Genomic DNA, 12,017 nt, shown 5'->3' with positions numbered 1-12,017 from the left:
AAGTTACGATGCGCCATTCATTTGACGGTGGGCTTCGGCGATGATTTCGAACGATCGTAGGCGCTTCGGGTGTTCGTAGATATCTGAGACGATCATGAGTTCATCGGCCCCCGTCTTTGCCAGAAAGTCCTCCATGCCGAATTGTATCGTCTCATGAGAGCCTATAATCGAGCATTTGAGCATTCGGTTGACCTGAGACTTCTCAGAGGGTGTCCAAAAAGTTTCGATATCGTCGATAGGCGGCTGACTTAAGTCGCGTTCACCACGAAAAATTCCGGCAAATGACATCTGTTGTGTCGTCGCTAGCTTTCGTGCCTCTGCATCTGTCTCCGCCGCGATGATGTTCACCCCAGCGATCGCATAGGGCCGGTCGAGCTGTTCTGAAGGCTTAAAGCTTCTACGATAGAGATCGAGGGCGGGCAAAAGATAGTCTGGAGCGAAATGGGAGGCAAAAGCGTAAGGTAAGCCTAGTTCGGCTGCTAGAAGAGCCCCGAAATTACTCGATCCAAGAATCCAGACCGGAACTTCCGTTCCAGCCGCTGGAACAGCGCGAATACGCTGGTCTGGGCCCGCGGGCGCCAGGAAGGCGTGTAGTTCCAACACGTCCTGCGGAAAATTGTCTGAAGCGTCCGCTGGCCGGCGCAAGGCGCGCACTGTCAGCTGATCGGTTCCAGGAGCCCGTCCGACGCCAAGATCGATGCGGCCAGGAAAGAGCCTCGCCAAAGTGCCGAACTGCTCGGCGATAACGTAAGGCGCGTGGTTAGGCAGCATAATACCGCCTGCGCCAACGCGGATGGTTTTGGTCCCCTCGGCAATATGGCCGACGACGATTGAAGTAGCGGCGCTTGCGATTCCCGGCATATTATGATGCTCTGCGACCCAGATGCGCTCGTATCCTAGTGCTTCGGCATGTCGTGCAACGTCCCTAGCATTGTTCAGAGCTCCACGGGCGTCTGTATCTCTCGTGACCCGGACCAAGTCCAAAATCGAAAGTTTTACCATTGCGTACTCCTCATTACTAAATTGCGCGTCCCTGACTGGTCAAAACAGGTCGAAGCTCCGACGCAACTTCAAAACTGCTTTCGTGGCTCCGCCACATATGGGATGTTGGCGGACAGAAACTGTTGCTCTGAGCATCAGCGCTTAACGGTTCATGTCTGCTCCTTCGTGACCGAATTATACGACCTTCGGCCAATTGCTGTCCAACAGCAGATCGTCGTTAAGGTCCATGTCGCAGCCCCTCTTGTGAATTTCGGTGCAGACGATCCATCGAAATACCGCCCTGTAGAGTCAGTCGTCACGCGCGGGGACAGCAGGCTCTAGACACCCAAGAAAGCGTTTAACGCAGATAGGCATTCCAAACCGATCGCATTACCTAGGCATCCGGCAAGACTGTTGATCCCGGAGCGCTTTAATCAACATCTCGACGCGTCACCTTGCAGGAGCAATTCCATGTTCGCTATAACCGGGCTGTCTGTAGCGAAAGATTAGCAGTGAAACGAACGCCAATTTCACTAGCATTCCTTTCGTTCAATCTTATAATTCCATAATGACGAATGGAAATCGCTTCGACGGCCTTTTGGAATTTGCCGAAACGGTGCGTACCGGAACCTTCACGGCAGCAGCAGAGGTTCTCGGCGTTACTGCGTCCGCCGTAGGCAAAAGCGTCACGCGGTTGGAAGCCCGCCTCGGGACAAAGCTGCTTCACCGGACGACGAGAAGCCTCAGTCTGACAAACGAAGGGGAGGTCTATTTAGCGACCTGTTTAAGCGTCTTGGATGAACTCGACGGGGCGGAAGGCGCGTTTGCTGTCGGTAGAAGCGTACCAGTCGGGCGCATTCGCGTCGATCTTCCTGGTGCTTTCGGACGGCGCCATGTTTTGCCAATATTGCTCGATTTATCTGAACGTCACGCAAGACTCGATCTCTCAGTCAACTTCTCGGAGAGAACAATCGATATGGTCGCCGAATCGAGTGATCTCGCGGTCAGAATCGGCGATCTCAATGATGACTCCGCTTTGACTGCGCGACGTTTGGGTACGCAACGCCTCGTCGTTTGCGCGGCTCCTAATTACTTGGCCGAGAAGGGCGTACCAGACACTCCCCAGGATTTGCAGCAAAAAGACTGTGTGTTTGGTTGGCGCCGAGGTCAGCAGGGATCGTGGATCTTCAAATCCCGCGAGGGGGTTACGTTTTCTCAGGACATTCGCCTCCGACATGAATTCAGCGATGGAGAAGCCATGGTCGACGCGATCCTTGCAGGCTGCGGGGTCAGCCAGCTGCCTACATGGCTTGTCCACGAGCATCTGCAAAGGGGTACGCTTGTCGAAGTTCTAAAGGACTATGCAGGAGCAGAAATGCCGATCCACGCAATCTGGCCTCAATCCCGCTTCATGAAACCGAAGCTAAGAGTACTGATAGACGCGTTGGTAGATGCCGCCGCACTGCCCAGGTCCGGTTTCCGCCCTTGATACGAGGCGAGCCCAGATCAGGGCCTACTTTCACCTTTTTCTGAGCCGGTCCAAGACATTACGCTCGACATTAAAGCGTTTCATGAATGAAAATAGACGATAGGATGAGTAGGAACAGGGGCGCGGACTTCCTGCGGCGCGAGGGTAGATATCGACGCTGCAAGATTAAGGAAACTGCCGCGAAGAAAGATCGCGGCAGTAAAGGTCACAACTCAAAGTCCTTTCACTTCGGTAAGGCGTAGGCGATGATATAATCTCCCCGCTTCGGTGATTGGCGAGCACCACCGGCGGAAATGACCACGAACTGTCGGCCGCTTTCTGGCGAGACATAGCTCATCGGAGTGGCTTGGCCACCAACTGGCAGCTCGCCCTTCCAGAGTTCCTTACCGGACGTTTGATCAAGGGCACGCAGGTAGAAATCCTGTGTCCCGGCGAAGAAGACCAGGCCCGAGCGAGTGGTCATCGGACCACCGAGCGTCGGCATTCCAATCGGGACAGACAGTCCGGTGCCATTGCCGAGATCTTTCACAGTTCCGGCAGGGACCTGCCAGGCGACCTTGCCCGACTTGAGGTCAACACCGCTGATCGTTCCGAAAGGCGGTGTCACGCAAGGCACACCCAACGGAGACATGAAAGGTGAGTTCCTCACCGCATAGGGCGTGCCCTTCATCGGCGAGTATAGATCATGGCCCTGGAAGTTTCCGTTTTTCTCCAGCTCCAGGTCATGCTCTACCAGACGAACGCGTATCGGCAGTCGAATGTCGTTGACGACAAGCAGGCCGGTATCCTCGTTGATGGATGCACTGCCCCAATTCATGCCCCCGTAGTTGCCGGGATTCTGAAGGCTAACGCTGTCCGGCCGCGGAGGCGTGAACTCGCCGTCATAACGCAACGACTTGAACTCGATACGGCACCATAGCTGATCGAACGGGGTAGCGCCCCACATATCCGCCTCGGTCAATGGCCGCGCGCCATTTCCCATAACCGGCATTTCGACCGAATATGGCTGGGTCGGGGAGAGCCGTTCGCCCGGTGCACCATCTTGCGGGGCCTTCTTTTCTTCCACCTTCTTGATGGGTTCCCCGGTTGCTCGGTTCAGCATGAATATCTGACCACGCTTCGTGACTTGAACCAACGCCGGGGTCACTCCGCCGTTTCCATCGGGCATGTCGTAAAGCGCCGGCTGAGCGGGAACATCATAGTCCCAGAGGTCGTGATGGACGGTCTGGAATTTCCAGCGCTCTCGGCCGGTATTGATATCCAATGCCACGACGGACGACGAATATGCGTCATCGAAATCGCGCCGATGCGCACCGTAGTAGTCGGGAGGGGCGTTACCCATCGGCAGATAGACGAGGCCAAGCTTGTCGTCAAAAGCGGGCGTCGACCACATATTCGGCGTCCCTTCTGTATACGTCTGGCCTTCTGCAGGTAACTTAGTAATGTTGGGGTTTCCGAGGTCCCATGCCCAGACGACGTCGCCGGTACGCGCGCTGAAAGCACGGATGACGCCCGAAGGTTCGCCAAGACCGCGATTGTCCCAGACCCAGCCACCAACGATAACTAGGCCACGCGAGACGGTTGGTGCTGAGGTCGGAATGTAGAAGCCTGGGGCACCGGCAGCAATACCGGTCTTGAGGCTGACCGTGCCATTGTCGCCAAAGTCAGCGCAGGATTGGCCCGACTTCGCATCGATCGCAATGAGGCGCCCATCTATGGTCGAGAGGATAATCCGCTGAGCGCAGAGCTGGTCAGCAGATGGCAGCGCCGCGGGGTCCGTCGGGTTGTTTGATGCGACCCTCGCATCGAAGTAGCCTAGGCCACGGCAACGATGCCAGATTGGCGACTGTGCTTTCGGATCAAATTTCCAGCGCTGCTCGCCATTTTCGGCATCGATCGCGAAAACAATGTTATTGGGCGTGCAGGCGTAAACAGTATCGCCGATCTGCAGCGGGGTGTTCTGATCCTCCTGCGGTCCGTCGGCCACATCGCCAGTTCGGAAAGTCCAGGCGACTTTGAGCTGCGACACGTTGTCCTTTGTGATTTGATCAAATGGCGCAAAGCGTGTGCCTGACGCGGTGCGACCGTAGAACTGCCAGTCCTTCGAGCTCTCTTGCAAGGGCGTCGTCTTTGAGAGGTTTGCTGCCACTTCCGCGTTGTAGATCGTCCCATGGGGGAAGAACAGCGAGACGCCGGTGACAACAAGTCCAAGCGCAAAAATTGTAGCACCGGACCAAGATATGTTTCGAACCGTTCGAGGCGCTGCTCGAAACGAAAGCAGTGGGAGAAGCAGAAATACAAAAACCGCTAGAACGCTTGGGGCAACGAGCCTTGGCAAAAGCGGCCAGAACTGAAATCCGGCTTCGGAAAGCGCCCAGATTAGGGTTCCGAAGAATGCGACCGCGTAGATCCAGGCGGCGATCGCTTTTCTCAAGACAAATAGGATTCCGCTGATAATCAGCAGGGTACCGATGACTGCATAATAAGGTGACCCGCCCAACAGGAGCAAGCGAGCACCGCCATATCCAAGAGAGAGTCCGACAATTACAAGGATAGCACCGAATAGCCTAAGGACCACCCGATGCCACGTTTTTTCGAGAGTTAACGTAGCCATTGTACCTGAGCCTTGCCAATTTTAGCATTTGGGCTGCGACTATCGCGTTGGCCAAAACTGGATTTTCTTCTTGGACTGAGGTTTTCGCTACGCAACGCAACAGATACGGCGCGCTCGCGCCCAGTGAACCCCTCCCTGGAAGAAAGTCTTTAGAGAGCGGCGCTATTTAAGCGATTTAGGCAAAGCACATTCTGTGCCGGGCAACATCATCATGACCCGGAAGAACTTTCGGCTTACTTGCAGTGTGCTATTGTCGAAGCGGCAGAAAACCCGGTATCAGCTCTACTGGAGCCTTGAGCTTTAAATGACTGCATGGTCATTTAAAGTCAATATTAAAAATGACCGGAGGGCCACTTTTGGTCAAGGAACTCGGACAAAAAACCGTTAGGTCCCGGACACGGGGCCCCAGCATCGAAAAAACCGCAGAGACGCGCGGCCGCTTGATCGAGGCCGCCTTGGCGGTCTTCGTTGAGCATGGCTATGCCAACACCACGATCGCGGACATAGCCAAACGCGCAGGGATCGCCAAAGGAACGCCGTATCGATACTTCACGACGAAGGAGCATCTTTTGGAGGGTGTTCTAGAAGATGTCGTGGTTTCGGCCGTCTCTGACCTCAATAGACTTGCCCCCTCGAACGACGAGACCGTCGAGGCATTTCTTCGTCGAACAGTCCTGCCCTTCATGCGAGAATTCGAAAAATCGGGCCGCGCTGCAATTGCGCGGCTCGTCATTTGTGACGGTGGGGCGTTCCCGAAGTTGGTTGAGATTTACAAGATCAAGGTCTACGAACCCATGATTGATCTCATCCGGCGCTCGGCGGCGCTTGCTCGCGAGAGGGGAGAGATCAGCGATCGCTATCTTGCCGACTGTCCTCACTTGCTTGTTGCTCCGCTTTGGGTCGGGATCGTTCACAACGCTGTACTAAGTCCTGAGTCCCATCTCGACATCGGAGCAATGTTCGAGCTTCAGCTTGATCTGCTGTTCTCATCAGGCAAGCGAACAGACAAACAGCGATGAGGGGTTGGTTCGCCTTTGTTGCAACCAGAGAGGCGATCCGCACATCCAGCAACCGATCATCTCGGTGGCATCAAGCCTTTGTCTTTGCTTCCAGGCAGCCGAAGCTTGGGCCTCCGCATTGGCATTTCGGAAGAGTTCTGCACAATTCGCAGCGGGGATTTGGCTGGAAGACGCAACCACCATCCGACGGTCAGGCTTCGAGCCAATCTTCTTATTTCTGCCGGCGAGCAGGAGAGCATGAATAGCTCGCCGGCATCATGTCCGCCGGACGCAGCACGGTTCATTCAGCGGGTTGCGACACCGCCTTACCGCGTTGCCCCATCACGATCTTGGCAAGGATACTTAGGAACGCAAGCGCGGCAAACAGCGCACCGCTCAGCATGACGGACTGTGGGCCTATCCCGGCGATGAACCATCCCCCAACCATCGCACCAACTGTAATTCCCAGATTTGAGAACGACATATAGAGGCTGTTGGCGAACTCCGGGGCCTCTTTTGCTTCCTCACTTAACCAGTGTTGACTGACGACCAAACCGGACGAATGCAGAATCCCCCAAGGCACGAGTAGTCCCCACATGGCAGCCTGCGAAGCTCCCAACTCGAATATAGCGATATAGATAACGGCGTAAATGACCGGATAAAGCAGAGTCGTGCGCGGTACGTTCCTTTGCAGCATATGGCTATAAAGGAAGTTACCGATGAAGCCGCAAATGCCGAAAACGATGAGCATAATGCTAACAATGTTGGTATCGAACGCAGGCACTTTCCCGAGAAAGTCAGAAATGTAGCTGAATGCCGAAAACATTGCGGCGAATACGAAAACGACGGTGGAAATCGCCATCCAGACCCCGCCAGACTTTAGAATGCCGAGCTGGTCACCGTAAGATAGCGATTTAGCGCCGGGGAGCGTCGGAATAAACACGATGATTCCAATCAAAGCCACCGCGTTGACAGCAGCTGCAAAGTAGAACGCAGCAGCAAGGGAGGCATGGTCAGCAATCAAGACGCTGAGTGGAATGCCCAGGACAAGTCCCGCTGCAACGCCGGCGAACACCTTGGCGGCTGCGCCCGCCTTTTTCTCTGAAGGCACCGCATTCGTTGCCACGACCAAGGCCGCGGAAAAGAAAGCCGCATGCACGAACGCGGGAATCACCCGGAAGATCAGCATTAACTCGAAGAAACCAGTAAGAGCGTAGATCACATTGGAGACAACGAAAATCGCCATAATCGACACAAGTACGGTCTTCTTGTTAAACCGAGAGAGAAATAGGGTGACGAACGGTCCAGTGACCGCGACGACCAAGGCATACAAACTGACGAGATAACCCGCCTTTGTTGCATCGACTTTTAGTTGTTGCATGATCTGGGGCAGGAGGCCGATTGTTCCAAGTTCCGTGGTGATGACGCCAAACACCGCGGCGGACAGCGTCCAGATGAGCATCGAATTGTTCTTTTTCATAAGCTATCCTTCCACAAACAGCTCAATGGCTGGTGGTTTGCGAAGTCGACTTTTTTGTAGGCAAGACACCGCCATAGCGTAGCGCGTAGCGGAGTTCGGATTTATTATTTAGGTGATCGCTTCCGGGGGGTGAAGGCCGCCTCTGGATCGACAGTTTGTCGTATATTTCCAGAATGCAGGATAAAAACGGTCCTTTGTCGAGATCCGAGTACTGGAAATCAACACGAAAGATCAGGTTCATTTAATCTGCGAGTTCCAGATTGAATGGAATTCTTTCTAACTAATCTGCGCGTACTCAGATCCTTATCTGCATCCTTGGAAACCGAAGGAGATTGAAGATGAGCATGAGTTGGCAAAACGAAACCAAGTTGCAGACCACATCAGATCCAGCCCTCCATCCTGGCAAAAGGCGCGTTTTCAAAGAGGGCCATCTTACAGTCGGTTTGATCCTCCCGTTAGAAAGCCATCCGGACAATCCCGCACCGACGATGGAAAATCACATTGGGATGGCGCAACTCGCCGAAAGGCACGGTTTCGGAGCACTATGGATGCGAGACGTGCCGTTCTTCGACCCGAACTATGGAGACATCGGCCAGATTTTCGAGCCCCTGGTCTACATCGCGTCGCTCGCTGCAGCGACCGACAGCATCGCGTTGGGCACGGCAGGAATTGTCTTGCCTTTGCGGGAACCAATGATTTTAGCGAAGCAGGTGACTTCGCTTGATCAGCTTTCAGGCGGGAGAATGATACTTGGCCTTTCGTCCGGCGACAGGCCAGCCGAGTATCCATTATTCGATATTGACTTCAACAGCCGCGGGGAGCGGTTCAGAGACGGATATGACGTCTACCGAAAGGTGAGCCAGCAGTCCTTTCCAACTTTCCGATCACCTCGTTTCGGGAAATCGAGCGGCCACCTGGACCTTCTTCCAAAGCCACCTTTCGGCAAGACACCAACAATCGCGGTCGGGCGAGCTCAACAAACCATCGACTGGGTCGCGCGAAATATGGATGGATTGATCGGCGCGTCGCCGACGACGGAAAACCTAGAGCAGTTCGCAAGGGACTGGCACGATCTCGTTCGCTCTACCTGTGGAAAGCAGACATTCAAACCGGTCGGTATTGGTGGCTTTCTCGATCTTGTAGAAGACAAAAACCATCCATTCCAAAAGATGCGCGGTGGTATCAGGATCGGGTCCCGGGCACTTGCCGGTTTCCTCAACTCGGCGCGGGCCGCAGGGGTTAATCACGCTGCACTCAACCCGAAGGTCAGCCGTCGTCCGTATGTAGAGGTGATGGCAGATCTCGCAGAAAACGTACTGCCCTTGTTCCCCTCGATCGTTCCGACGTCGGCTCCCGGCCATACAACCTCTGAATAAGACGCTGTCTCGGTGAGGATGAAGTCGATGTGGGCGAACGACCTATTAGACACCAGATGCCATACGCCATGGCTGATGACGTGAGAGCTAGCTACGCCTTTACGTTATATGGGCTTTAGCTGCTACGTATCTGGTCTCGCGCCAGCCGCCTCAAAGTTCTCGAGGTTCGAGCAGAGGAGATAAATAAAAATTCGTCAATAGCGAACCGTATTTGCATGCACAAATAACTCTGCTAGCCTTCTGACGGGAGGAATAGAGCTCTTTGCAACAGCATCGCGCTCGTAGAATTCCTCAATCGCACTCTGGGAGGGGATGCAATGCGAGATCTAGGCAAACAATTTGTGGTCGCGACGATGGCGGCGGCATTGATGGTAGCAGCGACAAATTCACGATCGACCGCAGCCGAATATGCTGTTTCGGACAAAGGCGCCGACATCACGCCGCTGTGTGGCACCAAGCCCATGAAGGTGGCCCTTGTCGATGGGGTTGGAAGCAATACCTGGCGAAAGATTGCTGTTGCCGAATTCAAGGACGAACTCAGCAAATGCCCGAATGTAACCGACGTCCTATACGCGGACTCGCTCGGAGACCAACAGAAATACAATAGCGACCTGAACAGCATGGCCTCCATGGGCGTGAACGTCCTTGTGACTTTCACTGATTACGGAGATGCCGCGCTGCCGGCCTATCGCTCGGCATTTGATGGGGGATCGACGGTGGTTGTTCCTTACTATTCCAGGGTCTCTGGGACACCGGGTCAAGATTTCAGCGTCAACGTCTATCAGGACCAGTCCTACATCGGCAAACTCTGGGCCGACTGGGTGAACAAGACGCTTAACGGCAAAGGCAACATCGTGATGTTGGGCGGCACGCCCGGCGCGAAGTCGTCCGAGGACTTTTTCAACGGCCTGAAAGAGGGGCTCAAAAAGTATCCTGGGATCAAGATGCTGGATGAAAGCTATATCGTCACGAACTGGAACCCTGCCGACGCGCAGCGAGCAGTGACCGGTCTTATTGCCAAGTATCCGCAGATTGACGCGATCGTTTCGGATTCCGGCATGGCGACGATCGCTGCAACCAAAGCCTATGAGCAGGCTGGCCTTCCAATCCCTCCGGAAGCTACGATCAACGGCATCAATGAAATGGGATGCAGATACGAAGACCTGACGGCCGCCGGAAAGGGATGGAAACATTTTTCCGTCGACGGAGCGACCTCGATGGTTCGAGTTGCGGTGCGCGCCGGCGTCGCAGCCTATCAAGGGACGGAGAGCAACGAGCCGACGGTTATTGTACCTTATGTCTATGCCGACACTGAAGCTGGGAAACCACCCCGCTGCAATCGCGGTGCGCCCCCGGATGCAGACCTCTCGTCGACGCTTTCGGAAGACAAGCTGAAAGCCGTCTTCAACTAGACCTAAACAAAGTCAGCTGCAGTATTGTAAACCTACCGCGGCTGACCGTACTCTCAACCCGGAGCGGGAAACGGGTCACCGCAGCTGTCGGCGAGCACCTGCTGAACGGTCTTCATAGCGGCTAAGGCGGCGGGGAATCCACAATAGACCGCGGCGTGCATGACGGCTTCTCGGATCTCGGTCGGTGATATTCCGTTGTTCAGGCCGCCAAGGACATGCACTTTAAGCTCGTCCTGCCTATTTAAGGCAATCAGCATTCCAATTGTGAGCAGGGATCGAGAACGCAGGTCCAAGTCCTCTCGCGACCAAATCTGTCCCCAAGCAAAGGATGTCACCAACTCCTGCAATGGCAGAGTGAAGTCATCCGCGTTTTCGAGGGACGTCTGGACCCTCGCCGCACCGACGACAGCGCGCCTTATTCTCAAGCCGACCTCGAAAATACCCTCGGTCATTCTCGACTCTCTCCCTTGCGCCAATCAAAGCCGTTCGACGCACATGGCAACACCCATGCCGCCACCAATGCACAAGGTTGCCAAACCCCTGGACAGTCTACGGCGCCTCAGCTCGAACAGGAGCGTATTGAGCACACGTGCGCCAGAGGCACCAATTGGATGGCCGATGGCGATGGCGCCGCCGTTGACATTGACGATCGACGGATCCCAGCCGAGTTCCTTGTTGACGGCGCAGGCCTGCGCGGCGAACGCCTCATTGGCCTCGACGAGTTCTATATCTTCAATTCTCCAGCCTGCTTTTTGAAGTGCCTTTCGCGAAGCAGGGATCGGGCCCGTTCCCATGATCTGCGGATCGACGCCTGCCGTGGCCCAGGAGACAATACGGGCAAGTGGCTCAATCCCGCGGCGCGAAGCTTCGTCCTCGCTCATCAGCAATGTTGCGGCTGCACCATCATTCAAACCGGAAGCATTGCCTGCCGTTACTGTCCCATCTTTTTCGAACGCAGGGCGCAGTTTCGAAAGCGAATCGAGGGTAGCCTCGTAGCGAATGTATTCGTCTCGATCGATCGTAACCTCTCCCTTGCGTCCCTTCACAACAAACGGCACGATCTCATCTACGAACCGCCCTGCTATTTGAGCGGCCTCAGCCTTGTTTTGTGATGCAAGAGCGAAATGGTCCTGTTCTTCGCGCGACAACTGCCACTTGTTGGCAATGTTTTCGGCAGTCTTCCCCATATGGTAGCCATAAAAGGCATCGGTCAGGCCGTCCTTGATCATTGTATCGACCATGGTGTAATCACCCATTTTAACGCCACCGCGCAGATGCGCGCAGTGCGGCGCCATCGACATCGATTCCATGCCTCCAGCAACGATGAACTTTGCGTCTCCGGCAGCGATCTGCTGCATGCCAAGGGCGACCGCCCGCAACCCCGAGCCGCACAATTGGTTCACGCTCCAAGCGGTCGCCTCCTGCGGAACACCTGCTTTGATAGCTGCCTGTCGAGCAGGGTTCTGGCCCTCGCCCGCGGCGAGTACTTGCCCGAGGATGACCTCGTCAATCTCGGTGGCATCGACATTGGCGCGTCCGAGCACACCTCTGATAACCGCGGCACCGAGTTCGTGCGCTGGCGTCGCGGCGAAGGCACCATTGAAGGATCCGACGGCTGTGCGCGCCGCACTTGCAATTACGATCGAAGGGCTCGACATTTGCTGGTC

9 protein-coding genes are annotated in these 12,017 nt (G+C 55.2%); 4 read left to right on the top strand and 5 right to left on the bottom strand.

Annotated features, from left to right (window positions below):
- Window positions 1-3: 3 nt before the first annotated feature.
- A complete protein-coding gene (locus AB4Z23_RS18285; RefSeq protein WP_441360474.1) occupies window positions 4-1,002 on the bottom strand; it encodes an LLM class flavin-dependent oxidoreductase in 999 nt (332 codons plus the stop codon).
- Between the two features lie 547 nt (window positions 1,003-1,549).
- Here AB4Z23_RS18285 and AB4Z23_RS18280 point away from each other — a divergent pair.
- Window positions 1,550-2,470 (top strand): LysR family transcriptional regulator, encoded by a 921-nt coding sequence (locus tag AB4Z23_RS18280; RefSeq protein ID WP_441360473.1) that lies wholly within the window; start codon window positions 1,550-1,552, stop codon window positions 2,468-2,470.
- A gap of 223 nt (window positions 2,471-2,693) precedes the next feature.
- Here AB4Z23_RS18280 and AB4Z23_RS18275 read toward each other — a convergent pair whose 3' ends face one another.
- The gene (locus AB4Z23_RS18275) at window positions 2,694-5,084 is read right to left on the bottom strand and encodes a membrane-bound PQQ-dependent dehydrogenase, glucose/quinate/shikimate family (RefSeq protein WP_441360472.1); all 2,391 of its coding nucleotides are present in this window, start codon (window positions 5,082-5,084) and stop codon (window positions 2,694-2,696) included.
- A gap of 356 nt (window positions 5,085-5,440) precedes the next feature.
- Between AB4Z23_RS18275 and AB4Z23_RS18270 the strand changes: the two genes are divergently transcribed.
- Window positions 5,441-6,103, top strand: a complete 663-nt coding sequence (locus AB4Z23_RS18270) for a TetR/AcrR family transcriptional regulator (RefSeq protein WP_441360471.1) — start codon at window positions 5,441-5,443, stop codon at window positions 6,101-6,103.
- Between the two features lie 280 nt (window positions 6,104-6,383).
- On the opposite strand, the gene AB4Z23_RS18265 is transcribed toward AB4Z23_RS18270, so the two are convergent.
- Window positions 6,384-7,562 carry an MFS transporter gene (locus AB4Z23_RS18265; protein ID WP_441360470.1) on the bottom strand — a complete coding sequence of 393 codons (1,179 nt, stop codon included), beginning with the start codon at window positions 7,560-7,562 and terminating at the stop codon, window positions 6,384-6,386.
- A gap of 338 nt (window positions 7,563-7,900) precedes the next feature.
- Here AB4Z23_RS18265 and AB4Z23_RS18260 point away from each other — a divergent pair, with 338 nt between their 5' ends.
- Together AB4Z23_RS18260 and AB4Z23_RS18255 are read left to right on the top strand one after the other, a co-directional pair.
- Window positions 7,901-8,938: an LLM class oxidoreductase gene (locus AB4Z23_RS18260; RefSeq protein ID WP_441360469.1), complete on the top strand. Its 1,038-nt coding sequence runs from the start codon at window positions 7,901-7,903 to the stop codon at window positions 8,936-8,938.
- Between the two features lie 317 nt (window positions 8,939-9,255).
- Window positions 9,256-10,350 (top strand): substrate-binding domain-containing protein, encoded by a 1,095-nt coding sequence (locus AB4Z23_RS18255; protein ID WP_441360468.1) that lies wholly within the window; start codon window positions 9,256-9,258, stop codon window positions 10,348-10,350.
- A 53-nt stretch (window positions 10,351-10,403) separates the two neighbouring features.
- On the opposite strand, the gene AB4Z23_RS18250 is transcribed toward AB4Z23_RS18255, so the two are convergent.
- Both AB4Z23_RS18250 and AB4Z23_RS18245 read right to left on the bottom strand, forming a co-directional pair.
- Window positions 10,404-10,802 (bottom strand): carboxymuconolactone decarboxylase family protein, encoded by a 399-nt coding sequence (locus AB4Z23_RS18250; protein ID WP_441360467.1) that lies wholly within the window; start codon window positions 10,800-10,802, stop codon window positions 10,404-10,406.
- 24 nt (window positions 10,803-10,826) lie between these two features.
- Window positions 10,827-12,008, bottom strand: a complete 1,182-nt coding sequence (locus tag AB4Z23_RS18245; RefSeq protein WP_441360466.1) for an acetyl-CoA C-acetyltransferase — start codon at window positions 12,006-12,008, stop codon at window positions 10,827-10,829.
- Window positions 12,009-12,017 lie beyond the last annotated feature (9 nt).

It is taken from the genome of Agrobacterium sp. MCAB5, from assembly GCF_052114365.1.
Classification (GTDB): Bacteria; Pseudomonadota; Alphaproteobacteria; order Rhizobiales; family Rhizobiaceae; genus Agrobacterium; species Agrobacterium tumefaciens.
This window is presented reverse-complemented; position numbering and strand designations above follow the sequence as displayed.

Coding starts and splice junctions, on each gene's coding strand:
- AB4Z23_RS18285 (WP_441360474.1), bottom strand. CDS start 1,002: ATGGTAAAACTTTCGATTTTGGACTTGGTCCGGGTCACGAGAGATACA.
- AB4Z23_RS18280 (WP_441360473.1), top strand. CDS start 1,550: ATGACGAATGGAAATCGCTTCGACGGCCTTTTGGAATTTGCCGAAACG.
- AB4Z23_RS18275 (WP_441360472.1), bottom strand. CDS start 5,084: ATGGCTACGTTAACTCTCGAAAAAACGTGGCATCGGGTGGTCCTTAGG.
- AB4Z23_RS18265 (WP_441360470.1), bottom strand. CDS start 7,562: ATGAAAAAGAACAATTCGATGCTCATCTGGACGCTGTCCGCCGCGGTG.
- AB4Z23_RS18260 (WP_441360469.1), top strand. CDS start 7,901: ATGAGCATGAGTTGGCAAAACGAAACCAAGTTGCAGACCACATCAGAT.
- AB4Z23_RS18255 (WP_441360468.1), top strand. CDS start 9,256: ATGCGAGATCTAGGCAAACAATTTGTGGTCGCGACGATGGCGGCGGCA.
- AB4Z23_RS18250 (WP_441360467.1), bottom strand. CDS start 10,802: ATGACCGAGGGTATTTTCGAGGTCGGCTTGAGAATAAGGCGCGCTGTC.
- AB4Z23_RS18245 (WP_441360466.1), bottom strand. CDS start 12,008: ATGTCGAGCCCTTCGATCGTAATTGCAAGTGCGGCGCGCACAGCCGTC.